Source organism: Acinetobacter cumulans (genome assembly GCF_003024525.3).
Taxonomy (GTDB): Bacteria; Pseudomonadota; Gammaproteobacteria; order Pseudomonadales; family Moraxellaceae; genus Acinetobacter; species Acinetobacter cumulans.
Genome location: NZ_CP035936.1, coordinates 139,357 through 165,729, shown reverse-complemented (window position 1 = coordinate 165,729; position 26,373 = coordinate 139,357). Strand labels below are relative to the sequence as shown.

The window sequence follows — 26,373 nt, the reverse complement described above, 5'->3', positions numbered from 1 at the left end:
CACTTAGATGTTAAAACTAAAAACTGGGCATGTTGCCCAGTTTTTTTATTTGCTCATTTCTTCTAAATAAGCATCGATATCAATATGTTTAATGCTTTTACATAGTTTATGTTCAAAATGTAGGGTTTCTAAATGTAAGTCCTGCATTTGTTTGAGTTGTTGTGTAAGGGTAGTGTACTGAGCAGATTGGCTTTTGCAAAAGCGCAAACGGAGTTTGGTTTTTAATATCTGCTTATAGGTCCAATAATTGACGCGACGTATTTCTTGTAAGCAAAAATAACCAGTAGTTTCACAATCTGAACGAAATAAATTTTCTTTGTAAAATTTAACAAAGCCAAAGCTTAGCGCAAAGAAAAACAGCAAAGCTTGTAAAAAAGAACTTTCGATATAAGCAATATTGATAGCTTGTATAATAATCAGCACAGTGAGCTTAATGGGGGTATGGCGCACTTGCTTATACAATGAAATTGAGCTGTGCTTCATTTGCTTAATAATCAGTGGGCATATCAGCATAAAAAAAAGCATGATCGCAAGTACAGCAAGGCCTTCAGCGCGAAACTCACTCCAATTGGGTAATGTCTTTTGCAAAAAATCTCCGAGTACCATGCTACTCGAAACAAAAATCATAGCTGCCAATAACCATGGCAAAAGCTCTTTGATTTCATCAATTAAGCCTTTGGTTTTAATGAGGCTATAAAATAGAAAATTACGCTTAAAGGCTGCAGGATACTGTGATTTTAATTGTTCTAGATACTGTAAAGCCTGTGGAATTTTAAGCATGGAAAGAATAAACGATTTAAAGACGCTTCAATATAAAACAATTTTTACACGGATGAGCAATTTTTTATTCGCCAATTGAATGATCTAGGCTAAAAAGCAAAACACAATGAAAGATATTTCCCTTTTTATAAGCTGAATATGAGAAAATACTGCTTTAAGAATTTTTGTAAAGGCAGTGTATGGCTGGTCAATCTCCTGAATCTTTAAGCGATATCGAAATTTTAGATATTTTAACATCGATGAAAAGTGATGTTTTAAATACTGAGGCTGCGCAAATTATCCGTAATGGGGGTAAAGCAGGCCGTCAAGAATCGCATAAGCAGGCATTGGTCGCACTCAACCAGTCTTTTGAAGATAAATTTGTTGAAGCGGTAACTTTGGCTTTAAATCTTAATGAAGCACAAAGTAAAAAAATTCGTTATAAAAAAGACCGTATCCGTATTTTAAAAGTGCGTGGTATTGATTATATGGCTGTAGATGGTGCTGAAACAGCTCAGGTGTTGTCACAAGTTGCTCAAGCTATTCTGCGTGAAGACGCAACAGTAACGCATGATTTGCATAATATTTTCCCATTCTGGAAAGAAGGCTGGCCAATGGTTCAGTTTGATAATGCCTATGCTATTTTAGAAGATGATATTTCAATTCATTATCAAGCACTTTTGGATGCGTTAATCAGTAAACACTGATATGTATGTAGCCACAAAAAAAAGCGCCTTTTGGCGCTTTTTTTTGTGGTTATTTTTGAATAATGTACAGAATATATCGCGTTTAGCTAATGGATGAATAAAACGGGAACATGCCAAAAACTAAGCCAGATACCAGCATAACCAAACAAGTGATAATAGCCCAAAGAATCGTAAAGCGTTGATGTTGACCAAATTCAATCCCTGCTAAGCCACAGAGTAAATAAGTTGAAGGAACCAGTGGCGAAAGTAGGTGTACGGGTTGCCCGACAATGGATGCACGTGCCATTTCGACAGGTTCAATACCATAGTGCATGGCAGCATCAGATAAAATTGGTAGTACCCCATAATAAAATGCATCATTCGACATAAAAAAGGTCATAGGCATACTAATGACCGCTGTAATAGGTGCTAAGTAGGGGCCCATGCTGGTTGGAATAATGGCGACCAATTCTTTAGACATTGCTTCGACCATACCTGTACCAGCCAAAATACCGGTAAAAATGCCTGCAGCAAAAATAATCCCTACGACATTGAGCGCACTTCCTGCATGGTGTGCGACCAATTGTTTTTGCATGTCAATTTGGCGGTAATTAACTACCAGTGCAATACATAATGCCACCATAAATAAAATAGGCATAGGTAGTACATTCATGACTAAACAAACCATGAGTGCAACAGTAAGCAAGCCATTAAACCAACGTAGATGTGCACGATTTGCTTCGGGATTTGTCGAAATTTGGATATTGTCGCCATGGCTAATATCGAGTTCTATAACGCCTAAGCGTTTACGTTCCATACGGCCATACATATAACCTAAGAAATACACCCAAGCTATTGCAAACAGCATGGGTAAAACCATCGGAATGAAGACATCGCTAGGATCAACATGTAAAGCACTGGTTGCACGTGCGGTAGGACCACCCCACGGTGTTAAGTTCATAATGCCACTCGAGAGCATCATCAGGCAGGCCATAATTAGTGGGCTCATATCGAGACGACGATACAAGGGAAGCATGGCTGCCACACAAATCATATAAGTTGTTGAGCCATCACCATCTAGCGACACAATAATAGTAAGGGTAATAGTGCCTAAGACGACTTTAAGTGGATCACCTTTAACCAAACGTAAAATAAACTTAACTGAGGGATCAAATAATCCTGTATCAATCATAATGGCAAAATACAGAATCGCGAATAACAGCATAATCCCCGTTGGCGCTAATTTTTTAACGCCTTCAAGCATCATTTCGCCAATTTCATGAATTTGAATATGAGCAAGGCTGTCGAAATAAAAACCCATTAACCATGCAAGAAGTGCAAACAATAGGGGAATTAGGGTGAGTGCGACGAGTGGACTCATTCGGCGAGACATAATCAAATACATAAAGCAGATGATCATGCCAAGGCCAAGTAGCGTTAACATGGTTTTTCAATCCTTTGAGTTTTTATTCATGAGGGCTTTCAAAGCGCTCATGGAGGATATAAAAAAAACAACAGGGGCAAAACTATGTAATTAAAATGTGAATTTCATCATTATTTTTTGAAAAAATAAAATCAATAAAACAAAAGCTTAGTTGATTGAAAAATCATGTGATTGAGGCTGTGGAATTTTATAATGTAAGTCATTGTAATTTAAATAAACACAACCATAAGTGCTTTGATGTAGTTTGGTAACTAAGATGGATGATGTTGTGGCTACATAAAGCATCTTAATGGCTAATCATGCAGCCAAAAACGAAAGATAAAGCGAATAGGAAACATAAACAGACGCCACCAAAAGATGAGTGGATCAAAGAGCATTGAATCCCAGCCCATTTGCATCGTTTGGTCGTAATTTCTGCGCTTTCGACTGTTATGACTTGGAACGACTAACCAAGAACAAATAAATAGGATTACCGCAAAAATTAAATATAAGGGTTGGGGCTGAACCGCAAAAAAGCGGTAAATTAAATACACTGCAGAATAAAAACTAAAGCAGGCGATTAAAGCATGTATCGACATGAGGTAAATCCGTTATTTTTTATTGTTTTGTCTTTTGTGGTTGAAGTTGTAGGGCACGCTTGTGCCCTACATTCAATCATTTATTTAACTTGTTGCTTCTTCAGGTGGTACTTCGGATTGCTCTAATAAGCGCGTTACCAGTAATTGGTCAATTTTAAAATGATCGACATCGACCACTTCGAATTTATAACCACCATAAATGACTGCATCAGCAGGGCGTGGAATTTTGCGAAGCTTATACATCATAAAGCCCGCTAAGGTTTCATAATTGTCTGTATCTGGCATTTCATCAATCGCTAGCGCATGCATCATGTCTTCGATTGGTGTGCTACCTTCAATCAGCCATGAATTATTATCACGTTTAATAATTTGCTGATCTTCCTCAATTGGCGTAACCCAATCACCCATTACCGTAATCATGATATCTGACAAGGTAATTACACCAACGACCAGCGCATATTCATTAATAACGACCGCAAATTTCTCTTTGGTGGAACGGAAACGGTCGAGTAATTCAGACAGTGTGAGCGTATCTGGAATGGTGAGTACATTACGAATGGTATTTTCGTTTAATTGTAAAAGGGATTGATTATTGAGGATACGAACCAAAATATCTTTGGCATCAACATAACCAATCACATCGTCAATATTTTCACTGCAGACTAAAAATTTAGAATAAGGATATTCTGCCAGCTTTTGACGAATACTCGATTCAGATTCCTTGAGGGTAAAATACACCACGTTTTCACGGGTCGTCATACTTGAAGGGACGTTACGTTCTTCGAGTTCAAATACATTTTCAATGAAATGATGTTCTTGTTTTTGCAGAACGCCAGCTTGTGCGCCAGCATCCATCACTGCTGAAATATCATCAAAGGTAATATTGTCGTCGCGGGTGGTGTTCACTTTAAATAAGCGGAACAGCATATTGGCAATGGCATTGATAAACCATGCCAATGGTCTGCAGACCACAATGAAGACTTGAATCGGGTTAATCACAGAAACCGCGATTTTTTCAGGTGCAATCATTGCCAAACGTTTTGGCATGAGGTCTGCAAATAAAATAAATAAAGAAGTAACTAATGTGAAAGACAAGGCAAAGCTAATACTTTCCGTCCACGGGCCATGATAAAAGCGTGCAACCATGTCATAGAAATAAGGGCGAAATGCACCTTCACCCAAAATACCGCCGAGAATTGCGACTGCATTTAGGCCAATTTGCGAGGCAGCAAAGAAATCTGCTGAATTTTCTTGTAAATCGAGCACTTTCTGAGCACGCTCATCGCCCGATTCTGCCAAGATTTTTAATTTAACTTTACGTGCACCGGCAAGGGCGATTTCAGTTAAAGATAAAAAACCAGCTCCCGCAATAAGGATGACGATGATTAGGATGTTTTGGAAGAGGCTCACTGAGGCACCTGTGGATCATCATTATTTTGAATATTTTTAACATAAAAAAACTCAAGGAGATCAGTTTAATGATTTCCTCGAGTTCTAGTATAAGCTTAAAAAAGAAGAATTTAAGAAAATTTATGTTTAATAATGAGAAAATTGAGAGTTATTCATTAAAAATTCACGGTTTTCTTCTTCAATCATTTGGCGTGCAACATACAAAATAAGCTGACGTAACCAGCGATGTGCAGGGTGATGATGTAATAAAGGACACCAAGCCATTTTTAATTCAAATTCTGGAATATAAAATGGTGGGTCTTTAATCAGTAAGTTTTGGCTTTTTGCTTGAAGGCGCGCAATACGTGTCGGTAGGGTCGCAACTAAATCAACATTGGAAGCCAATAGCCCAGGCATTTGATAATGACGTGTAAATACAGAAATTTTACGCTTTTGACCAATACGTTCTAAGGCTTGGTCAATCCAACCTAAGCCTGCTTGCTTTTCTGGATTGACACCAAAGCCAACGCCCATACCTGTTTTAGATACCCAGATATGTTGAGCATCTAAATAGCTTTTTAAATTGAGGTTGTTTGCAGCAGGGTGTTTACCATTGAGTAAGCAAGAAAAGCTGTCACGCCAAACTAAAACTTGGTGAAAACTTTGCGGTATTTCATTAAAACGGTTAATTGCAAGATCGACCTTACCTTGTTCCATATCACGATAAGACACATCACTTGGTGTTAAAAAGTCGAGTACGACATTTGGTGCTTCTGAGCGGAGTGCTTTGACTAAGCGAGGTACTAAAGTCGCTTCGGCATAGTCAGAAGTCATAATGCGAAAAACGCGATTCGATGTATAAGGTCGGAATTCAGTACGTGGTTCCAAAATCATCGAGAGATCAGAAAGCGCATCGCGAATACGCGGTTGTAATTCTAAGGCGCGTTCTGTCGGGGTCATACCTTCAGAAGAACGAATCAAAAGCGGATCATTAAATAAATTACGTAGACGACGTAAAATATTACTCATTGCAGGTTGGGTTACGCCTAATTGTTCTGCAGCACGCGTTACATTTTTTTCACGAAGTAGCACGTCAAGGTAAATGAGTAGATTAAGATCGACACGCTCCAGATTCATAAAATAAATACCGAAAATAAAATCATGAAATTATTTTGATTATGCCATAAGCCATCCGCCTTGTGTAATAAACTGATGAAAAAAAAGACGTCCAATTGCAGGCTAAAAAATACAGTTAGCCTAATAAATTCAACTGTTCCGCGAGGGCATGAGCGCTACATAGCGTCTTAAAGAAGATAAAAATTCGCATTCACATGTGAATATGAACAGGAATATTTAATACTTATTTTTACTGATGAAATTAGCATTTAAAAGCTAAAAACAAACCGCTCAGTTAAGTTAAAAAGTGTTGTGATTTTGATCAAATTTGCCAATTTTTAGTAAAAAATCACACTTTTAAAGCCTTTCAAGACTTAAGTCTAATGAATAAAAAGAAAACAACTTGGGTGAAAAGTAAACTAAAAATAAATTATATAAATTATTTAAAAATAATAACTTATATAATTTTGGTTAAAATATATTTAGACTTTGATCTACCCATTTTTTAAATAAATATCGAAAATTAATACAGAATATTGGATTAATTTTATTGGCCAATCTAATCTAAGTTCATCGAAACGAAGCGCTCTAAATCTGAACAATAAATTGAGGGTATGATTTTAGCCATTCGTTTGGGAAATCCTAATATTATTACAGGAAAATATCATGACTACATATTTATCAGCGATTGATGCAATCCGCGAATTAAAAGCAAAATTCGGTGCAACATGGCGCGACATCAGCCCAGAAGATGCTGCACGCATGCAACTGCAAAACCGTTTCAAAACTGGTTTAGACATCGCGAAATACACAGCTGCAATTATGCGTCGTGATATGGCTGCATACGATGCAGACTCTAGCAAATACACTCAATCACTAGGTTGCTGGCACGGTTTCATCGCACAGCAAAAAATGATTGCGAACAAAAAATACTTCGGTACTACAGAACGTCGCTATATCTACCTTTCTGGTTGGATGGTTGCTGCGCTTCGTTCAGAATTCGGTCCACTTCCTGACCAATCTATGCACGAAAAAACTTCAGTACCTGCATTGATCGAAGAAATCTACACTTTCCTTCGTCAAGCTGACGCTAAAGAATTAAACGACTTGTTCCGTGCGCTTAAAAAAGCAAACGAAGCTGGTGATACTGCTAAAGCTGCTGAAATCACTGCTCAAATCGACGGTTTCCAAACTCACGTTGTGCCAATTATTGCGGACATCGACGCAGGTTTCGGTAACGAAGAAGCAACTTACTTACTAGCTAAGAAAATGATCGAAGCGGGTGCTTGTGCACTTCAAATCGAAAACCAAGTATCTGATGCTAAACAATGTGGTCACCAAGCTGGTAAAGTAACAGTTCCACACGAAGACTTCATCGCGAAAATCCACGCTCTTCGCTATGCATTCTTAGAAATGGGTCTTGACGACGGTATCATCGTTGCTCGTACTGACTCTGAAGGCGCTGACTTGACTCAAAAAATCCCAGTGGTTAAAGAGCCAGGCGACATCGCTTCTCAATACATCAGCTACTTAGATACTACTGAAATCGACATTTCAGAAGCTCAAGAAGACGAAATCCTAATCAAGCGTAACGGTAAACTTCACCGTCCAAAACGTCTTGCTTCTGGCTTGTACCAATTCCGTCCAGACACGCAAATCGACCGCGTTGTACTTGACTGTGTATCTAGCCTTCAAAACGGTGCGGACCTTCTTTGGATCGAAACTGCGACTCCAAACGTTGAAGAAATCGCTCACATGGTTAACCGTGTTAAAGAAACAGTTCCAAATGCTAAGCTTGTTTACAACAACTCGCCTTCATTCAACTGGACTTTAAACTTCCGTCAACAAGCTTACGACCGTTGGGTTGCTGAAGGTAAAGACGTTTCTGCTTACGACCGCGCTAAACTAATGAGCGCTGAGTACGATGCGACTGAATTAGCTGCTGATGCTGACGAAAAAGTACGTACATTCCAAGCAGATGCTTCTCGTGAAGCTGGTGTGTTCCATCACTTGATCACACTTCCGACTTACCACACAGCTGCTCTTTCTACTCACGAGCTTGCTCAAGGTTACTTCGGTTCTGAAGGTATGTTGGCTTATGTTGCTGGCGTACAGCGTAAAGAAATCCGTGGCGGTATCGCTTGTGTTAAACACCAAGCAATGGCTGGTTCGGACATCGGTGATGACCACAAAGAGATCTTCTCTGGTGACAACGCTCTTAAAGCACACGATGATGCTAAAAACACAATGAACCAATTCGCTGCTCACTAAGCACTGAACTGATTCGAAAAACCCAGCATAAGCTGGGTTTTTTTATTCCTATTACTTAGTTATTTAAGTCAAAAATATATACATAAAAAAAGCAGGCTTTGGCCCGCTTTTTATTGATTATTCGCATTAGTCTTGCACTATATTTATAGAGTATTTAGCTTTGATTTGGCCAAAGAATAATGAGCCAAGTAAAGAAAATAATGGCTAATGCGACAAATTGTGCAGCACTGCCCATATCTTTGGCATTTTTAGAAAGGGGGTGTTTATCTAAAGAAACCCGATCTACAACAGCTTCAATTGCAGAGTTAAATAACTCAACAATAAGTGCAAACAAGCAGACCGCAATCATCAGGGCATGTTCTGCACGACTCACCTGAAGAAAACAGCTGATTGGAATAAGGATCGCATTTATCAACACGATTTGTCGAAATGCGGCTTCATTTTGAAATGCGGCTTTAAAACCAGCGATAGAATATTGAGTTGCGTTTAAAATACGCTTAACGCCAGTTTTGCCTTTGTATGGGGAATAGCTACTCATGTGTCATGGTGAAAGTTTTATATTTCATTCATTTTATGAGGCATAACTTAAATGTGACTGAAAATTGAGTAAGACAATTACACTAAAACACATGCTTTTAGCAGTAAATTTAAAATTTAATGTGATTAAAGTCAGTTTAAGACTTAAAAAATGCATAAAAATCAGGCAAAATTGCCGCACAAAATTCCTATAACGACATTGAATAATAAGATTACTACTTCAGTTTAGATTGAGGTAGCGTTTTGATAAGGCAGTACCATGAAAAATAATATATTCCTCATCCTATTGGCTTGTTTGACTTTTCAGGCCAATGCCACCGAAGTGCAACCTACAACAGCGACAGTCGTCAATGAAGCACTGACTGAGCAAGGTTATTTTGCATTTAACTTTGGTGAATATAAAGTGATTGCGCTACGTGATGGCTCGATTGATCTAAAAGGAAGTTTGTTTAATAAAAATCTGAGCCCAGAAGAGGTACAACAAGTTTTTGCAAAAGCCAACTTGTCTCAATCCCAGTATTTGCCTACCAGTGTCAATGCGTTTTTAATTGATGATCGTCACGGTAATTTAACCCTTGTAGATAATGGTGCAGGGAGTTGTATGGGCGATAAACTCGGTGCGATGGCCACGAATATTCAGGCAGCAGGTTATAAACTATCGCATATTAATAGCATAATGCTGACGCATTTACATTTAGATCATGTATGTGGTTTGACGCAAAATAATGTCGCTGTTTTTCCACTCGCGACGGTATATGTGAGTGAGCCCGAGCTTGCTTTTTGGTCGGCAGAGCAAGTTCCGCAAAGTGTTGCAGAAGACAAGCGAGCAAATTATCAAGCTACAGCAGCGCAAATTAAGGCGGTATTGGCACCTTATCAGTTGTCTAAAAGTTTAAGGACATTTAAAGCAGGTTCAGATATTAATGGCATAGAGGTTATACAAAGCGCTGGACATACACCTGGGCATTATTCTTATTTGTTAAAGAGCCAAAATAAGGCATTGGTCTTTGTTGGTGATATTGTCCATTCGCATACTTTACAGTTTATTGAACCTAAACTTTCGGTTGATTTTGATACTGATCCTGTACAGGCCAGTCACACACGTGAATCATTATTTGCACAGTATGCACAGGCTCATACTTGGATTGCTGCACCGCATTTGCCTTTTCCTGGGGTGGGTGAAATTGTAGAACTTAGTACTGGTCATTATGAGTGGAAGCCTTTAGGCTCACCTGCAACACCTGCAACACCTGCAACACCTGCAACACCTGCAACACCTGCAACACCTGCAACACCTGCAACACCTGCAACACCTGCAACACCTGCAACACCTGCAACACCCTGCAACACCTGCAACACCTGCAACACCTGCAACACCTGCAACACCTGCAACACCTGCAACACCTGCAACACCTGCAACACCTGCAACACCTGCAACACCTGCAACACCTGCAACACCTGCAACACCTGCAACACCTGCAACACCTGCAACACCTGCAACACCTGCAACACCTGCAACACCTGCAACACCTGCAACACCTGCAACACCTGCAACACCTGCAACACCTGCAACACCTGCAACACCTGCAACACCTGCAACACCTGCAACACCTGCAACACCTGCAACACCTGCAACACCTGCAACACCTGCAACACCTGCAACACCTGCAACACCTGCAACACCTGCAACACCTGCAACACCTGCAACACCTGCAACACCTGCAACACCTGCAACACCTGCAACACCTGTGCAACCGACTGAAGCTACCGTACAAGCAGTGGCTGCAACCCCAGTAGTAACAGCAGTGAATATGCAAGAACCTGAGCAAGTCGTACAAGCAACATCTACAGTGAAAGCCCAAGAAGGCAATACTGATCATCCAGCAGCACAGCATTTGAGTGAACCGCATGCTGAAACGCCTCAAGTGAAAGTAGTGACAGCCGACATACAAACAAGAGTGGAGCCTATCGTTGAGCATGTTGTTGAAGTGGCGCAGAATACGACATCTACAGTACAGCCCAAATGATGTCATTGAAGATCATCTTGTCTAAACTGTAGGTTGATCGGTAGCACATAAGAAAAGACGCATTTTGCGTCTTTTTTATGTTAGAAACTTTATTTTGTTGGGCTGGCTTTGGGTTTAAACCATGTGCGGATCATCACGAAGGCAAAAGGAATAAAAATGAGAACCAAGACCGTACCAAAAATCACTCCACCAAATACACCCAGGCCGATTTCTTGACGGCTGACTGCGCCAGCACCTTGTGCAAATATCAGCGGAATAACACCAGCACCAAAGGCCAATGATGTCATTAGAATAGGACGAAAACGTAATGAAGCTGCTTCTATAGCTGCATTAATCACATGTTTGCCTTCGCGCTGTGCCATTGCAGCAAACTCAATAATTAAGATGGCATTTTTACACGATAAACCAATGGTTGTGAGCAGTGCGATTTGGAAATAAATATCATTTGGGAAACCGCCCAAGAATGAAAAGATCACACAGCCTCCAATCCCTAAAGGAATTGCAATCATGACTGCAGCAGGAATGGACCAACTTTCATATAAAGCCGCTAAACATAGAAAAATAAATCCGATAGAAACTGCATATAAAAACAGTGCTTGATTACTGGTTTTTTGTTCCTCAAAAGACAGTCCGCTCCAAGCTAAATCAATATCTTTGGCTTGATCTACCAAGCTTGCGACTTGTTGCATTGCTTGGCCTGAGCTAACAGCTGCAGTTTTGTCTGCATTAACTTCAAGTGCACTATAACCATTAAAGCGGTTGACCAATTCTGGACCACCAGACCAATTAATGGTTGAGAAGCTCGCAAAGGGTACCATTTCATTTTGATTGTTGCGTACAGACCAGTATTGTAAATCTTCTGGTGTAGCTCGGAAGGGCGCATCACTTTGCATCATGACGCGTTTAATTCGGCCTCTATCAATAAAGTCATTGATATATTTACCACCCAATGCAGCTGATAATGTACTGTTGATGTCAGCCATCGCGAGGCCAGAAGACATGGCCGCTTTAGGGTCGATATTAACCTCTAATTTGGCTTTGTCTGGCGCAGCTTTTTTATCAAGATTTTCAAAACCTGAGTATTGCGCAGAATCTTGCTTTAATTGCGTGAATTGCTGATTTAAAAATTGACGACCTTGACCATTAATATCACGAATCCAAAAACTTAGGCTGTCGGTATCTCCTAAGCCAATGACAACTGGCGGTGCAGTAATGTTAATTTTGGCATTGGCATGACTACGGAAATAAGCATTCGCACGCTCACGTATAGCATTGGCATTATTTTTTTGCCCACTACGTTCATCCCACGGCTTGAGCTTAATAAAGCCTTGGGCCATGTGTTGACCTGTACCCGTACGGTTGCTGCCATAGCGGAGCATAACCAGATCAACATTATTTTTTTCATGTTCTAAGAAATAATCACGAACCGATTCACCCACTTTCATGGTCTGTGACATTGGTGCATTGTCTTGTAAGGTAATTTGTACACTTAAACGACCTTGGTCTTCATTGGGTAAGAAGCTGGTTGGTAAGGCACGATAAAACAGTGCAAACACAAGAATAAGTGCAGCAATGATTACAAAGCTCACCCATTTAAAATCAATAATGGTATGGCTAAGTTTTACATATTGATGTTTTATAGCTTCAAGCAAGCGGTTAAATCGCGTCGCCCAAGTAAATGGTTGTGTCGTTGGTTTTAAAATAAGTGCACACAATGCAGGTGTAAGTACTAACGCGACTGCAAGTGAGATCGACATGGCAGTAATTAAGGTCAGTGCAAACTGACGATAAATGACCCCAGTAGAACCACCAAAAAATGCCATTGGAATAAATACAGCAGTGAGCACCAAGGTAATACCCACCAGTGCGCCACTAATTTCATGCATAGAAGCTAAAGACGCTTGTTTGGCATCTAAATGTTGTTCGTGCATCAGCCGTTCAACATTTTCAACCACCACAATGGCATCGTCCACCAGTAGGCCAATGGCCAGTACAAGTGCAAATAAGGTGAGGGTATTAATACTCAAACCTAAAAGCAGGAGTACACCCATTGTGCCTAAAAGTACGACAGGAACAGTAATGGCAGGAATTAAAGTTGCACGCCAGCTTTGCAAAAACAGGAACATGACGACAATAACCAAAAGAATGGCTTCAAATAATGTTTTGACCACTTCTTTAATGGATTCACGGACAAATGGTGTGTTGTCGCTTGGATAAACCAGTTTATAGCCATTTGGTAAAGACTTAGACAAACGGTCGACGGTGTCTTGAATACGTTTTGCAGTTTGAATGGCATTAGCACCAGAGGCTAAAGAAATAGCCATACCTGCAGAAGGATAACCATTAATGCTGTTGTAAGATTGGTAATTTTCTGCACCTAACTCTACTCGTGCAACATCTTTTAAATAGACAAAACTACCATCAACATTGGCTTTTAAAATAATATTTTGAAATTCTTCAGGCGTTTTTAAACGAGAGCCCGAACTGACTTTGGCATTTAAATATTGTTCTTGTGCGCTAGGAAGTTCACCAATACCACCAGCAGCCACTTGCGTATTCTGTGCTTCAACTGCTTTTTGAATATCACTTGGGATGAGGTTGTATTTTTTGAGTTGATTTGGATTTAACCATATCCGCATGGCAAACTTTGAACCAAATACGTCAACTTCACCAACGCCTTCAACGCGTCCTAATTCGCTCTCTAAATGCGTCAATAAATAATCAGACAGTTCAATATTGCTGCTTTTATGTTGCTCATCATATAGGCCAATCACCATATAGGTATCACCTAAAGACTTGAGGACTCTAACCCCTTGGCGTTGGACATCATCTGGTAAGCGACTTAATACACTATTAATAGAGTTTTGTACTTGAACTTGCGCTGTATCTGGATCAGTACCATTTTCAAAACTAATATTAATGCGGCTACGGCCATTGGCATCACTGCTGGAGCTAAAATACAGTAAATGATCCAGCCCTGTAATTTGCTGCTCTAATATTTGGGTGATGCTTTCTTCTACAGTTTGCGCATCTGCACCTGAATAGGTTGCGCTAATGGAAATACGCGGTGGCGCGATATCTGGATAACGCTCTACAGGTAAATTTAATAATGCAAATACACCAGCAACCATCACAAAAATGGCCAGTACAAAAGCAAAAATAGGGCGCTGGATAAAATATTTAGAGAGCATAATTTAATTACTTTCCATTGCGCTGAAAAGTTCCATTTATAGGTTAAGCTACGAGCGCCAACGCTTTAAATCAGCCAAAATAGACTGAGCATAAACACAGAAATTACTTTGTACTTATATACTAAAAACATGAATAAAAAATGTAGCTCATGCAACAAGTCTAAAAAATAAATACAACTTGATTGACTGCATGCCTTTGCAAGCGTGCCTATATGTTACAAATGTAAACTGAAGCCATGATTGGATTTAAGGAAAATATAGATTATCTCTAAATAAAGCACTTCATTATGCTTAGTGATTAAATTGCGCATAATTTAAAAATATTTTTACTTTGGCTGGGTCTTATGGTTTTTGCGTGTGTAGAGTGCTCTGCAGTTTGAGGTTCTATCTCCAATCAGTACAAGCGTTTTAAACCCATTGAGAATATTTATTTATTGTACTTTTGGGCTTTTATAAGCCGACTTGAGGGCATAATGAGTATAAAGAATGTAGTAAAAATTTATAAAAAATGAAGATGACATGAATGCATAAATAAGTGGAGGCGATGATGGTTGAAAGAGAAAACTTAGTTGAGCAAATAAAAATCGCAATCCAGTCCCAACAATATGAACAGGCTAATCATTTATTACAATATTTAAATGTAGCCGATATTGCACTGGTACTACAGCAATTTAAGCCAAGCACTCAGGTGCAGTTATTGCATTTATTGGGAAATAAGGCTGATGTATTTTCATTTTATAGCCCAGCCGAGCGCGTTAAATTAGCTGAGCAACTGAATATTGCAGATTTGGTTGAAATAATTGAGCAAATGCATTCAGACGATAGTGCAGATTTGGTCAAGGCATTATCGCCCATCGTACAAAAGCAATTATATACCCGACTCAGTTTAAATAAGCGACTACAAATTCGTTCCTTAGCAGCATATCAGGAAGAATCCGCTGGCGCGATTATGAGTTTGGATGTCGCGACTTTGCCTGCGGAAATTACTATTCAGCAGGCGATAGAACAACTCAGACAAGATACGTCTAATCCAGATACCTTGTACCAAATTTATATCGTGAATGAACACAAACAACTGAAAGGCGTGATTTCATTACGAGAAATGATTTTAGCCAATCCTGAGGACATCATTGCCGATGTAATGCATAAAGAAGTAATTTATGCACATGTGGATGATGACCAAGAAAGCGTTGCTAAAAAGCTTAGTTATTATGATTTTATTGCTTTGCCAATTGTGAATGATCAAATGCAATTACTGGGTATTGTGACCTATGACGATGCTTTGGATGTGGTCAGTGAAGAAGCCACTGAAGATTTTTTAAAAGCGGGTGCGGTCAATGCCAATAGCAAACTGAGTTTAAAAACAGCGCCAATCTTTCAGCTCTATCAAAAGCGGGTATTTTGGCTGGTGTTTTTAGTATTTGGCAGTTTGCTATCGGGATTTGGAATTGCACACTTTGAAGATATTATTGCCACAAATTTAGTATTGGTGTTCTTCTTACCTTTATTGGTTGGCAGTGGCGGAAATGCAGGATCACAATCTGCAACTTTAATGGTGCGTGCCTTGGCAACAGGGGATGTGCATTTTAAAGACTGGTTTTATCTGATTGGCCGTGAAAGTTTGGTGGCATTATGTCTTGGCGCCACGATGGCAATTGCCGTCTCTGCATTGGGCTATTACCGTGGTGATGAAATGGTCGCTTTGGTGTTGGCACTCAGTATGATGGCAATTGTGATGTTGGGTTGTTTGATTGGTATGAGTCTGCCATTTATATTAAACCGCATGGGGCTAGACCCAGCCAGTGCATCTGCACCCTTAGTGACTTCTATTTGTGACGCCTCTGGTGTATTGGTGTATTTATTTATTGCCTCTCAGCTATTACTTTAAGTAAGTTACTATGGATTTATAACTTATGTTTTGCCTGATTTAATCGCATTTGGACAATACAATGACCGAAAATAAACAGATTAAAAATCTTGAAAAAAAATTGTCAGAGCAAGAGGTGATTCGCTTAGAACGTGACTTGGCTAAATTTGCCAACATGATGGACTCTGTCATAAGGATTCCATTTACCAAGCAAGGCGTAGGTGCGGATGCTGCTTTAAGTACCATTCCAATTGCAGGAGACATCGCAGGTTTTGTTTTGACCTGTTATGCCATTATGAAAGCCAAGCAAATTGGTGTACCACAGCAAAAACTAAACCCTGTGATGAAAATGGCAATGTTAGATGCTGTTGTGGGCTTTATTCCTATTGTAGGAACGGTATTTGATGTTTTTATTCGTCCAAGTCGCAAGGCCTTAGATGTGGTACATACGCATATTCGTGAAGAATATCAAATTCGTAGTGATACACATGTGGTGCATCCTTTCTTGCACGAACAATTAGAACAGAAACAGCAACATTCAGCTTTTTGGCGTAATCCAATTGTGGCGTGGATCTGGATTCATATTCCAGACTTGTTGGGGCTGTTGTTCATTGTATTATTTTTATTTGCGATGTGGATGGGTGGTGTTTGGTTGTGGCAATGGATACAGCATTTTTAAATGTGATGTATTTAAACAACAATACAGACATTAAAAAAGCCTCCGCGAAGGAGGCTTTTTTCATCGAATACTTAAGCTAACATTATGGGCAATCTAATTGCTGTAATGCGGCAACACGTTGTTCGATCGTTGGGTGAGTTTGGAACAAAGCAGCTAAACTAAAACCTTCTTCACGTCCTGCAGAAATCGCAAAAGCTTTCATTTCTTTAGGCATCGCATCTGGCATTTCAGATTCTGCTTGTAAACGTAACAATGCAGAAATCATGGCTTGTTTGCCTGCTAGGCGAGCACCCGCTTCGTCAGCGCGGTATTCACGATAACGCGAGAACCACATCACGATAGATGAAGCAAGAATACCAAACACGATATCCAGCACAATCGTAATCACAAAATAAGCGATACCAGGTGCTTCACCTTCTTCGCGACCAAAGACATTACGGTCAATAAAATCGCCTGCAACACGTGCAAAGAACATCACAAAGGCGTTGACTACACCTTGAACCAAAGCCAAGGTCACCATGTCGCCATTGGCTACGTGGCCAATTTCATGTGCCAATACAGCGCGAAGTTCGTCTTTGTTCATACGTTCTAGCAAACCCGTTGAAACAGCGACAAGTGCGTCGTTTTTGTTCCAACCTGTTGCGAAAGCGTTAGATTGATAAGAGGGGAAAATACCAACTTCAGGCATTTTAATGCCAGCACGTTGCGCAAGTTGAGCAACTTCTTGTAAAAGCCACGCTTCAGCTTGGCTACGCGGTGCGTTCGGGTCGATAATTTCAGTACCAGTGGTTTTTTTCGCCATCCATTTAGACATGAATAGAGAAATTAAAGAACCAACCATACCAAACACAAAACAGATTACCATTAGGTTGCCAAGCTGTAAGCCGCCTGCGCCGTGGTAACTGCCGACACCGAAGAGTGACAAAATAATGCCAGCTACAATCAGTACCGCGAGGTTGGTTAGCAAGAACAAACCAATCCGCATCATTGAGAAAATCCTCGTATTATGGAAAAATAATCTGATCTACAAATCATAATCATTAAGTTCAATATGAGGTGAAAGTCTAATAATTTCAAGAAATAATTAGTAAATCTCTCAGAAAAAAGAAAAATGCTGTCTTTTTAATCTTTAAAATAGATATGTGCAGAGGCAGTCGCATTGGCCGTGGTATAGGAGCCTGGTGCATCAGTAAAGCTATTGCTCGCATTTTGAATTACATGACGCTGATATTTATTACTGGCTTTAAGTTCAGTCGATGTTTCATTTTGCTCATAATTGGCTGAGCTAGCAATGATTTTGCCTGCACCTGAATTTGATGCCGTACTGGTATTGTAATCGCTGATTGTACTTGCGCCGTTTGCATATAAGTTGTTATAGCGACTGGTCACACGGCGTACATAGTCTTGTGTTTCACGAAAAGGTGGCACACCGCCGTACTTTTGCACATTGCCTTCTCCTGCATTATAACCAGCTAAAACTAAAGACGTGTTGCCATTAAAGCGCTTGGTTAACCATGCCAAGTAACGTGCACCTGCCATAATGTTTTGAAATGGATCATAAGCATTTGACACATTAAAGCGTCGAGCTGTTGCTGGCATCAGTTGCATTAGACCTTGGGCACCGACTGGGGAACGGGCATTCACATTAAAGCCAGATTCAGTATGCATGACGGCTTTAATTAAACCTTCAGAAACACCGTGTTGTTGAGCGGCCTGTTTAATAATGTGGTCGAAGGCATTTTTGTTACGGCTATAGCTGGGCAAAACTGAAGATTCGTTTGATCCCCAGTTATTATAAGTGTGGATATTACTGTCTGGATAATAGGTCACTTTCACTTTTGTGAGTGATTTATCTGCACTTTGACGGTTGGTGAGTAGGGTGCTGCCTTGTTTATCTTTATAAATATAAATTTTTCCTGCATGGCTTATTTCAACCATGCCGAAAGACAGTACTGATCCCAAAATGCAAAATGCAAAATTTTTTGATTTATTTTTCATTGTCGTCGTCGAAAAAACTTCTGTCCCCAAACAGTACAAATAGAGTGTAGCAAAAATAAAAGCGATGAAAAGCTTTGATCTGTTTATTTATCGGCTAGTTTGTAAAAAGCAAGTCATTTTGCTGATTCAATAATCAAAAAAAATATTTATTTTTTTTTAATGAGCATAACTTGACACATTTAAGGTATTGATATTTAAGGAATATTAAATTGATCAAAAAATGATCAATCTAAATGAAAGCCTTAAAATAAGGGTGGATCAAGCTGTCAAGCCTTTTAGAATCCACAAAGTTATCCACAGCTTTTGTGGAAAACTGTGGAAAAGTCCAAAAGATAAGCATCTTGGCTAAAAAACAGACGCAAGCGTTCAAATTTACCGCGCTTCGATTACTTGATTATGACTGTATTTTGACAATTTATGGAATTTACATTCTTTTAATGCGGTGAGAGAGCGAATCAGCTAAAATTGCGCGGTTATTTTATTTATGGGTTAATCTCGTCTATGTACTCGCCAGTTGAGTCCGAACAAGGATTTAATTTCAAGCCTGAACTGCCTACCAGCTCAGCTTACTATCGTTTGCTGAAAAAGCTCCGTCGCCAAGTCGGTCATGCGATCCGCGATTTTAAAATGATCGAAGATGGTGACAAGGTTATGGTGTGTATTTCTGGTGGTAAAGACAGTTATACCTTGCTGGATATCTTGCTTCAGTTTAAACGCATTGCGCCAATCAACTTTGATGTGGTTGCAGTTAACCTTGACCAAAAACAGCCAGGTTTCCCTGAAGAAGTACTGCCACGTTATTTAGAAGAAAATAACATTCCGTACTATATCTTGGAAAAAGACACTTATAGCATCACAAAAAAACTTACCCCTGAAGGTAAAACTTATTGTGCTGTGTGTTCTCGTTTACGTCGTGGTTCTTTGTATGGTTTTGCGCAAGAAATTGGTGCAACTAAAGTGGCTTTAGGTCATCATCGTGATGATATCTTGGCGACTTTCTTTTTGAACTTGTTCCATGGCGGTAGCTTAAAAGCGATGCCACCAAAACTTTTATCTTCGGATAAAAAGAATATCTTGATTCGTCCACTGGCTTATGTGGAAGAAAAAGACATTATCAAATATGCTGAAATGCGCAAGTTTCCAATCATTCCATGTAACTTATGTGGCTCGCAAGAAAACTTACAGCGTGCCATATTGAACGATATGCTTCGTAGCTGGGATAAAGAATATCCAAAACGTTTGCACAGCATTTTTGGTGCATTGCAAAATGTATCACCATCACAATTGGCTGACCGAGAATTATTTGATTTCGAAGCGCTAGATAGTGAACGTGAGTTTGACTTCAAAGAGGGTGCATGCTCAACTGAAGAAGCACCAGAAGGCGAAAGCAAACGCATTAACATGGTGAATTTAGGTTTTGTTGCGGACTAAGTTCTAAAGGCATTCAAAAAAGCATCTGAAACTCAGGTGCTTTTTTTATGTATTTGATTTTATTCATTGTTGTATGGTTTTGATTAAAATTGAACGGTGCGTGCAAAATTCTTTAGCTATTTTGCAGGTGATCATGCTATAACAAGCGACAAGCAAAAAATGCTTCTTTTAAAATGCTGTCTGGATAGGCTGCACACACGAACAAAGAGATTGAGGATAGAACATGCCAGCTTTTTTAACTGACGATTGGTTTTCGACTGTAGAAACTCTAACTGCTCAAGCAGGTGACTTAAACTTACCACCAGCTCTGGCAAATCTTGCGATTAATTTGGTTGTTGCAGACGCTTCTGGCAATACTGAATTGTCTTTAGACGGTGGCGCAATTAAAAAAGGCTTATCTGCAAACGCAAAAACAACGCTAAACATGGATGCTGAAACTTTACGTAAAGTATTCCTTGAGTTTGATATGGCTGCAGCTATGCAAGCATTCATGACAGGCAAAATAAAAGTTCAAGGTGACATGTCACAATTGATGGCACTGCAAACTGCAAAGCCTAGCCAAGAACAAAAAGACTTATTCAAAAAAGTACTTGAGCAAACGGCTTAAGACTCATGAGATGAAGTGAATCACTTCAAATCAAAAAAGCTTACCCTTGGGTAAGCTTTTTTTTTCGATCTTTGAGCGAGGCGTATAAAACTAGCTTTAGATATTCACCAATTGCGGTGTGGTCTTAATATGCTCTAAATAGGCACGGATACGTGTGACATATTGTACAGCTTGACGATAACGACCATTGCTGGCTTTGTTACGGTCTAAATAAGTGTAGAGGTTCACCCATTTGTTTGGATTTTTACCCTGAGCTTTAATTTTGCTTTGCAATTGCGAAACTGCACCTGGCCCCATGTTATATGCAACCAATGCATACCAGTTACGGTCAGGCATTGGGATATGTGCATATCGTGCCAGCATTTGATCATAGTACTTCGCACCGCCTTGGATGCTTTGCGCTGGATCTGTGCGATTACTTACACCCATTGCTTTCGCTGTGCTGTTGGTCAGCATCATCAGCCCGCGTACGCCAGTAGGTGATACAGAGTCCGGTTTTAAATATGACTCTTGATAACCAATAGCTGCCAATAAATGCCAGTCAAGATTATATTGCTGTGCAGTTTTCTTAAAGCTTGCCTTATATATAGGCATACGTTTGCTCAGATCCCGTTGGATCGTGTTGAGCGCATCTTGCTTTAAAACATTACGATTATAAAAAGATGCTAATTGCCCAATAGAACCATTTTGCTTTGCACGGCAAATAAAACCACTTGCAGTTTGGCTAAGTGGATCACTGGCGTCTTTAAAAACCCAATTCAGGTTGCTATTTAAGCCATTTTTTTGCAGTGAAACGGTATCGCCACAGCTCGCAGAAAATGAAGTTAAATGCTTAGCTTCAATCGATTGAATGCTACTGGTGGTCATGGCGAAGTTGGCTTGACCTTTAGATACCATTTTTAAAGCGGTTGCATTGTCTGGAACAATTTTAAAATCAAGTTTTACATTGATGCTTTCTGCATAGTTGCGCGCAAGATCATAACCAAAGCCATGTAAGTGCTGGCCATCTTTAAAGGCAGTGCTTACATCTGCAACTGATACGACAATTAGTTTGTTGCTATTTACAACCGAATCATATTGATGGGTTGTCTTACTTGCATTAATACTGTGAAACGGAATTAAGACAGTACTAAATACAAATGCTTTTAAAGGGAGAGAGTTTAAAGAGTTAAGGCAAAGCCTCGACCCAGAAGTTGAACTACTGTGCATGTTGTCTCCGCTACAAGTAATTTATGCCCTAAAAAGTGAAGACAAAAAATGCCTCATACTTTCTCAAGTTTGATAAATTCAATAAGGGTTGGGCAGTCATGAACGTCATTCAGAATGACTAGGAAAAAATGGGAAATATGTAGAATTTCTACACTGATGAAAAAACAAATTCGCTTAAAAGATGTGCGCATAATAAAGAGCAAAAAAATGCTTGTCAAATTTTGTACGAAAATATTTAAAAATTAACAATATAAGTTATTGAAATAAATAAATAAAAAAAATTGCAAAATATGGTGGTACAAGTGTTGTGTTAAAAGTGAGCGAATTGTGTAAATTTTGATACTTGAAAATGAAAGTAAATATGTCAAAAAATCTTATTAAATTGAAAATGTCATTCTTCAAAAAATGACCTGAAACGAGGCTGTTTTGTATCTTAAATGGACTTATTTTATGCGTTAAATAAACTCAGATTTTACGTATATTACAGTGTATTTGATGGTTCAATTTAAACTTTGGAGTATTGGGCTACTTTTAAAAAAAATGCACTAAATATGCAATAAATAACAACGAGATATTGTTGTATGCTTGATTGTAAAAATAGACAAAATTAACTTGTTTTATAGGTGAAAACGATAGTTGTAAATAAGCCATTAACAGTACAACGAGCTTAAGCGATAACTACCGATAAGATTAGGCCATCATGAGAGCTTTAAAAACTGAGATTTTTAAATAAAATTCAGGATGTATATATGAAGAAAAGAGTTGATCTAATGTATGAAATTTATGCAAATTTTAGTGTTCAGCTTGATAAGTAAAAATTGCTGTGCTTTTGCAGGAAATAACAGCCAATCATGTCCCATTTTTCATTGACACTTTTTAGTCATATTTACGATTTTAGCTATTAAAAATTTGATGCCTATATTTGATAGATCCCTGATCCATAAATGTCGCTGTATTAAGGCTAGCCATTTAAAGCATTCTTGATGCTATTTGATTTGCAGAGCAAGTCTGTCGTTGAGAATCTGGATTTGGACGGAATTCCACATATAGGAGGACTGTATTTGAAAGGAAGAAAACTTTGTTTGTGAAGGAATCTAATGATTAAAATTGAAAGATGAAAAATATTCACTTATAGTGTTTGCATTGATTATTACATCTAGATCTCCCATGATTGAACTTCGTCATTTAAAAACGCTGATTGCTTTAAGAGAGCATGGCTCTTTGGTATCAGCAGCCAATGATTTGTGTCTCACACCTTCTGCGATTTCGCATCAACTTAAAGAGCTTGACCATTGGTTTGGTGTTGAGGTGGTTAACCGTCGCAGTCGCCCGGTAAGTTTTTCCAATGTAGGGCAACGTTTATTAAAGTTAGCCGATGAAATTTTACCTCAAGTGCAAATTGCCCAATCGGATATTACGCGTATTGTGCATGGGCAAACGGGTCGAATTACTTTTTCTTCAGAATGTCATAGTTGTTTTGATTGGCTCATGCCTTTGCTTAATCAATATCGCCAGCAGTATCCAGATGTCGATTTAGACTTTGCCTCAGGTTTTGAGGCGAATCCGCATGAACTGTTACAAACAGGGGAGTTTGACTTATTAATTACTGCGGATCCTATTGCACTAAAAGGCATTGAATATTTTCCCATCTTTGAATATGAATCACGTTTAGTTTTGTCGAATACGCATCCCTTAGTTAGAGCGAAAGATATTACGGTACAAGAGCTTGCAGATGAAACATTGGTAACTTACCCCGTCGATAAGCATCGTTTGGATATTATGTCGCGCTTGTTTATACCTGCAAATATTTTGCCGAAGCAAATCCGTACCACAGATTTAACGCAAATGTTAATTCAATTGGTCGCAAGTGGTAGAGGTATTGCTGCTTTACCTGATTGGGTGGTAAATGAATATGAACAAAAAGGCTGGGTGACTTCACGCCGTTTAGATTGTGTGTCAGCAACGGGTTTGCGTCGCACCTTATATGCTGGCTATCGAACTGAAGAGAAAGAAAAAGATTATTTTGAAGGCTTTTTAAAACAGCTAGATAAATTTTCTAAGAAGCGCACCATTTACTATGTATAAAGTAAGCTTAGCTTTACCTACAAATACATACACAGTGTTTGGGGTTTAATGGCAATCTTGAATTGAGATTAGGCTGGTACATCATATTGAATTTGAATGATATACCAGCTTTTTTTACCATTCGGTGTTTGTACTTGTATTTCATCATCGATGGATTTGCCTAAGCAGGCTTTGGCTACAGGAGATTGCAAAGAGATATAATCTTTACGCCCATATATTTCTTCATCACCGACAATACGAAATTTAATGCGTTCAGCATCATCATTTTCGAGTTCAACCCACGCGCCAAAATATGCTTTACCAGCTTGCTCTGGGCTGTATTCGACTTTATGTGCCACTTCAAACAGCTTGGTTAAAAAGCGAATACGACGGTCAATTTCACGTAGCTTTCTTTTGTTGTAGTGGTAGTCAGCATTTTCTGAGCGATCGCCAAGACTGGCAGCCCAAGACACAATTTTGGTGATTTCAGGACGTTCCTTACGAACCAAATCGTTTAACTCATCTTGTAGTCGTTGATAACCTTCAGCTGTGAGTAGTTTTCGATTCAAAAGATTTGTCTCCAATTTGTGTGATAAACGATGCCGTAGTAAGAATGAGCTGTTATCGGCTTGCTACTATCATAGGGCGCTGAAGCTGAATATCAAGCGCTTTGATTTGAAAGATCTTATTCGATTCAGCACGGAGTTTTTGCTGATCGTTTCCTCACAAGCGATATGTACAGTTGTGGAATGAGTATTTTGTTTTTATTTTGAGCACTCAAACCGAAATTGTTGAAAAATAATTGCCAAGCACTCATTTTATTTATATGATGCGCAACATGGAAGCGTGGCAGAGCGGTTTAATGCACCGGTCTTGAAAACCGACGAGGGCTTATACCCCTCCGTGAGTTCGAATCTCACCGCTTCCGCCAAATTCAAAAAACCCAATCGAAAGATTGGGTTTTTTTATACTTGGAATTTTATTTGTTGTTGATAGCAAAGTCGTCTTAAAATGCTCACGCTAAGATGACGTCTATTTCTAAGGCAAAATCCACGCTTGTATTTTGTTTTATAAAGACGCTAACGATCTAGAACACAATGCTGAGTAAGACATTTAAATGTACATGAATGCCTAAAAAACATGTCGCTCTCGTTGAATTGAATAAAAAATAATTAAACAGTGCTAAATTACTATGAAATATCTGAAAAATATTTGCCATTCTGAAAGAATATTTATATGATAGCGCCCATGGAAGCGTGGCAGAGCGGTTTAATGCACCGGTCTTGAAAACCGACGAGGGCTTATACCCCTCCGTGAGTTCGAATCTCACCGCTTCCGCCAAATTCAAAAAAGCCCTTGTGAAAACAAGGGCTTTTTTTTTGTGTCTCATTTAGGCCAATATCCATTCATGAGCCGAAAGAATAGATAGACTTGATACAAATAAACATTCTACTATTGAAGTACTTTGCTTAAGTCCAACATTAAATGCGATAAAAGCATAGTAACCATAAATCTGTATGAAATAGACTGTAGTCTGAAACAAGAGATTCGTGGTAGCACTATGATAAAATTGCTAAGAATAATTCATACGAATAATCAAATAAAAAGTCGCTGAGTTATCAAATAATAAGGAGTGAGAAATGGATAAACCACTAGAAATTGATGAACAGGAATGGCAAGCACGTTGTCAGCTGGCGGCCTTATATCGTTTGATTGCTTATTATAAAATGACTGACTTAATTGATACGCACATTAGTTTACGTTTAGCACATCAGCCTGAATATTTTTTAATTAATAAATATGGCGTTACCTTTGATCGTATGCGCGCTTCAGATTTGGTCAAAATTGATCATGAAGGGAACATCGTCGCACATTATGATGAAGGTAAAATGGTTAATGTTGCAGGTTTTGTAATTCATTCCGCCTTACATCATGCGCGGGCAGATATAAACTGTGTAATACATACCCATACTGCGGATGGTATTGCGGTTTCAGCACAGACACAAGGCCTATTACCTTTATCACAACATGCGCTGAAGTTTTATCAAAATATTGCTTATCATGAATATGAAGGGATTGCTTTTTCGACTGAAGAGCGGGTACGTTTGGTGAAAGACATGGCCCATTATCGGTGCATGATTTTACGTAATCACGGGTTGCTGGCAACAGGTGATACGGTTGCACGAGCCTTTCATGAAATTTACTTTTTAGAACGTGCATGCCAAATTCAGATTAAAGCCTTGAGCAGTTCATCATTGCATTATCCTAGTCCAGAAGTGCGTGAACACACACTCAAACAATTTGAAAGTCCACAGGCAGAGCCTATTATTAGGGTGGCCTGGAATGCCGCATTGTCATTAATTGAAGATCAAAAAGCGGATTATTGCCAATAGTTTGACGAAGCATTGCCCAATCAAAAAATCGACATGGTTTTAGCTTTATATAAAGCTAAGGCAGAGTACGAATTGAATAAGATGTGGCTTATTTTATCTTAGTAGGTCTGGGCGTGAGGGAAGAGAG

The 26,373-nt window shown here is 39.1% G+C and carries 20 protein-coding genes, 2 tRNA genes and 1 pseudogene; 12 read left to right on the top strand and 11 right to left on the bottom strand.

Annotation, left to right across the window (positions count from 1 at the left end; translation table 11 throughout):
* Positions 1-45: 45 nt before the first annotated feature.
* The gene (locus C9E88_RS17170; RefSeq protein WP_106984544.1) at positions 46-780 is read right to left on the bottom strand and encodes a hypothetical protein; all 735 of its coding nucleotides are present in this window, start codon (positions 778-780) and stop codon (positions 46-48) included.
* A gap of 179 nt (positions 781-959) precedes the next feature.
* On the opposite strand from C9E88_RS17170, the gene C9E88_RS17165 reads away from it, so the two are divergent.
* A complete protein-coding gene (locus C9E88_RS17165) occupies positions 960-1,466 on the top strand; it encodes a hypothetical protein (protein ID WP_106984545.1) in 507 nt (168 codons plus the stop codon).
* 82 nt (positions 1,467-1,548) lie between these two features.
* Here C9E88_RS17165 and C9E88_RS17160 read toward each other — a convergent pair whose 3' ends face one another.
* From C9E88_RS17160 to C9E88_RS17150, 3 genes are all read right to left on the bottom strand, one after another.
* On the bottom strand, positions 1,549-2,889 hold the full coding sequence (locus C9E88_RS17160; RefSeq protein ID WP_106984546.1) for a CitMHS family transporter: 1,341 nt from the start codon (positions 2,887-2,889) through the stop codon (positions 1,549-1,551).
* A gap of 662 nt (positions 2,890-3,551) precedes the next feature.
* Complete coding sequence (gene paeA / locus C9E88_RS17155; RefSeq protein ID WP_106984548.1) at positions 3,552-4,877, bottom strand: polyamine export protein PaeA; 1,326 nt, start codon at positions 4,875-4,877, stop codon at positions 3,552-3,554.
* A 126-nt stretch (positions 4,878-5,003) separates the two neighbouring features.
* On the bottom strand, positions 5,004-5,993 hold the full coding sequence (locus C9E88_RS17150; RefSeq protein WP_106984549.1) for a LysR family transcriptional regulator: 990 nt from the start codon (positions 5,991-5,993) through the stop codon (positions 5,004-5,006).
* Between the two features lie 645 nt (positions 5,994-6,638).
* On the opposite strand from C9E88_RS17150, the gene C9E88_RS17145 reads away from it, so the two are divergent.
* Positions 6,639-8,243, top strand: a complete 1,605-nt coding sequence (locus tag C9E88_RS17145) for an isocitrate lyase (protein WP_106984550.1) — start codon at positions 6,639-6,641, stop codon at positions 8,241-8,243.
* A 154-nt stretch (positions 8,244-8,397) separates the two neighbouring features.
* Here C9E88_RS17145 and C9E88_RS17140 read toward each other — a convergent pair whose 3' ends face one another.
* Positions 8,398-8,781, bottom strand: a complete 384-nt coding sequence (locus C9E88_RS17140) for a diacylglycerol kinase (protein WP_106984551.1) — start codon at positions 8,779-8,781, stop codon at positions 8,398-8,400.
* A gap of 258 nt (positions 8,782-9,039) precedes the next feature.
* On the opposite strand from C9E88_RS17140, the pseudogene C9E88_RS18015 reads away from it, so the two are divergent.
* Positions 9,040-9,834 (top strand): annotated as a pseudogene (locus C9E88_RS18015) (MBL fold metallo-hydrolase); the annotation flags it as partial.
* A 152-nt stretch (positions 9,835-9,986) separates the two neighbouring features.
* Here C9E88_RS18015 and C9E88_RS17880 read toward each other — a convergent pair.
* Positions 9,987-10,526, bottom strand: coding sequence for a hypothetical protein (locus C9E88_RS17880; protein WP_227866000.1), 540 nt, complete (start codon positions 10,524-10,526; stop codon positions 9,987-9,989).
* A gap of 2 nt (positions 10,527-10,528) precedes the next feature.
* Between C9E88_RS17880 and C9E88_RS17125 the strand changes: the two genes are divergently transcribed.
* Entirely contained in the window at positions 10,529-10,807 is a 279-nt protein-coding gene (locus C9E88_RS17125; protein WP_155687872.1) for a hypothetical protein, read from the top strand.
* An 89-nt stretch (positions 10,808-10,896) separates the two neighbouring features.
* On the opposite strand, the gene C9E88_RS17120 is transcribed toward C9E88_RS17125, so the two are convergent.
* A complete protein-coding gene (locus C9E88_RS17120; protein WP_106986438.1) occupies positions 10,897-13,998 on the bottom strand; it encodes a multidrug efflux RND transporter permease subunit in 3,102 nt (1,033 codons plus the stop codon).
* Positions 13,999-14,545: 547 nt separating this feature from the next.
* On the opposite strand from C9E88_RS17120, the gene mgtE reads away from it, so the two are divergent.
* Positions 14,546-15,886, top strand: a complete 1,341-nt coding sequence (gene mgtE, locus C9E88_RS17115; RefSeq protein ID WP_227865867.1) for a magnesium transporter — start codon at positions 14,546-14,548, stop codon at positions 15,884-15,886.
* 61 nt (positions 15,887-15,947) lie between these two features.
* Positions 15,948-16,544: a DUF4112 domain-containing protein gene (locus C9E88_RS17110; protein ID WP_106986436.1), complete on the top strand. Its 597-nt coding sequence runs from the start codon at positions 15,948-15,950 to the stop codon at positions 16,542-16,544.
* An 82-nt stretch (positions 16,545-16,626) separates the two neighbouring features.
* On the opposite strand, the gene htpX is transcribed toward C9E88_RS17110, so the two are convergent.
* Both htpX and C9E88_RS17100 read right to left on the bottom strand, forming a co-directional pair.
* Entirely contained in the window at positions 16,627-17,532 is a 906-nt protein-coding gene (gene htpX / locus C9E88_RS17105; RefSeq protein ID WP_106986435.1) for a protease HtpX, read from the bottom strand.
* 134 nt (positions 17,533-17,666) lie between these two features.
* Complete coding sequence (locus C9E88_RS17100) at positions 17,667-18,542, bottom strand: lytic transglycosylase domain-containing protein (protein WP_106986434.1); 876 nt, start codon at positions 18,540-18,542, stop codon at positions 17,667-17,669.
* A 501-nt stretch (positions 18,543-19,043) separates the two neighbouring features.
* Here C9E88_RS17100 and ttcA point away from each other — a divergent pair.
* A complete protein-coding gene (gene ttcA / locus C9E88_RS17090; protein ID WP_106986433.1) occupies positions 19,044-19,973 on the top strand; it encodes a tRNA 2-thiocytidine(32) synthetase TtcA in 930 nt (309 codons plus the stop codon).
* Positions 19,974-20,196: 223 nt separating this feature from the next.
* Positions 20,197-20,580 (top strand): SCP2 sterol-binding domain-containing protein, encoded by a 384-nt coding sequence (locus tag C9E88_RS17085; protein WP_106986432.1) that lies wholly within the window; start codon positions 20,197-20,199, stop codon positions 20,578-20,580.
* 96 nt (positions 20,581-20,676) lie between these two features.
* Here the strand turns inward: C9E88_RS17085 and C9E88_RS17080 are convergent, their stop codons facing one another.
* Entirely contained in the window at positions 20,677-21,789 is a 1,113-nt protein-coding gene (locus C9E88_RS17080; RefSeq protein ID WP_106986431.1) for an MltF family protein, read from the bottom strand.
* A 1,167-nt stretch (positions 21,790-22,956) separates the two neighbouring features.
* Between C9E88_RS17080 and C9E88_RS17075 the strand changes: the two genes are divergently transcribed.
* Positions 22,957-23,874 (top strand): LysR family transcriptional regulator, encoded by a 918-nt coding sequence (locus C9E88_RS17075; protein ID WP_106986430.1) that lies wholly within the window; start codon positions 22,957-22,959, stop codon positions 23,872-23,874.
* A 68-nt stretch (positions 23,875-23,942) separates the two neighbouring features.
* Here C9E88_RS17075 and greB read toward each other — a convergent pair whose 3' ends face one another.
* Positions 23,943-24,422 carry a transcription elongation factor GreB gene (greB, locus tag C9E88_RS17070; RefSeq protein ID WP_106986429.1) on the bottom strand — a complete coding sequence of 160 codons (480 nt, stop codon included), beginning with the start codon at positions 24,420-24,422 and terminating at the stop codon, positions 23,943-23,945.
* 271 nt (positions 24,423-24,693) lie between these two features.
* Between greB and C9E88_RS17065 the strand changes: the two genes are divergently transcribed.
* The 3 genes from C9E88_RS17065 to C9E88_RS17055 all read left to right on the top strand — a co-directional run bounded on the left by C9E88_RS17065 (position 24,694) and on the right by C9E88_RS17055 (position 26,246).
* Positions 24,694-24,784, top strand: a tRNA-Ser gene (locus tag C9E88_RS17065).
* A 319-nt stretch (positions 24,785-25,103) separates the two neighbouring features.
* A tRNA-Ser gene (locus tag C9E88_RS17060) sits at positions 25,104-25,194 on the top strand.
* A gap of 299 nt (positions 25,195-25,493) precedes the next feature.
* Positions 25,494-26,246, top strand: a complete 753-nt coding sequence (locus tag C9E88_RS17055) for a class II aldolase/adducin family protein (RefSeq protein ID WP_106986428.1) — start codon at positions 25,494-25,496, stop codon at positions 26,244-26,246.
* Positions 26,247-26,373 lie beyond the last annotated feature (127 nt).

Excerpts from the sequence above, each read along its gene's own strand:
- C9E88_RS17170 (WP_106984544.1), bottom strand. The coding sequence starts at position 780 with ATGCTTAAAATTCCACAGGCTTTACAGTATCTAGAACAATTAAAATCA.
- C9E88_RS17165 (WP_106984545.1), top strand. The coding sequence starts at position 960 with ATGGCTGGTCAATCTCCTGAATCTTTAAGCGATATCGAAATTTTAGAT.
- C9E88_RS17160 (WP_106984546.1), bottom strand. The coding sequence starts at position 2,889 with ATGTTAACGCTACTTGGCCTTGGCATGATCATCTGCTTTATGTATTTG.
- C9E88_RS17150 (WP_106984549.1), bottom strand. The coding sequence starts at position 5,993 with ATGAATCTGGAGCGTGTCGATCTTAATCTACTCATTTACCTTGACGTG.
- C9E88_RS17145 (WP_106984550.1), top strand. The coding sequence starts at position 6,639 with ATGACTACATATTTATCAGCGATTGATGCAATCCGCGAATTAAAAGCA.
- C9E88_RS17140 (WP_106984551.1), bottom strand. The coding sequence starts at position 8,781 with ATGAGTAGCTATTCCCCATACAAAGGCAAAACTGGCGTTAAGCGTATT.
- C9E88_RS17120 (WP_106986438.1), bottom strand. The coding sequence starts at position 13,998 with ATGCTCTCTAAATATTTTATCCAGCGCCCTATTTTTGCTTTTGTACTG.
- mgtE (WP_227865867.1), top strand. The coding sequence starts at position 14,546 with ATGGTTGAAAGAGAAAACTTAGTTGAGCAAATAAAAATCGCAATCCAG.
- C9E88_RS17110 (WP_106986436.1), top strand. The coding sequence starts at position 15,948 with ATGACCGAAAATAAACAGATTAAAAATCTTGAAAAAAAATTGTCAGAG.
- htpX (WP_106986435.1), bottom strand. The coding sequence starts at position 17,532 with ATGATGCGGATTGGTTTGTTCTTGCTAACCAACCTCGCGGTACTGATT.
- C9E88_RS17100 (WP_106986434.1), bottom strand. The coding sequence starts at position 18,542 with ATGAAAAATAAATCAAAAAATTTTGCATTTTGCATTTTGGGATCAGTA.
- ttcA (WP_106986433.1), top strand. The coding sequence starts at position 19,044 with ATGTACTCGCCAGTTGAGTCCGAACAAGGATTTAATTTCAAGCCTGAA.
- C9E88_RS17085 (WP_106986432.1), top strand. The coding sequence starts at position 20,197 with ATGCCAGCTTTTTTAACTGACGATTGGTTTTCGACTGTAGAAACTCTA.
- C9E88_RS17080 (WP_106986431.1), bottom strand. The coding sequence starts at position 21,789 with ATGCACAGTAGTTCAACTTCTGGGTCGAGGCTTTGCCTTAACTCTTTA.
- C9E88_RS17075 (WP_106986430.1), top strand. The coding sequence starts at position 22,957 with ATGATTGAACTTCGTCATTTAAAAACGCTGATTGCTTTAAGAGAGCAT.
- C9E88_RS17055 (WP_106986428.1), top strand. The coding sequence starts at position 25,494 with ATGGATAAACCACTAGAAATTGATGAACAGGAATGGCAAGCACGTTGT.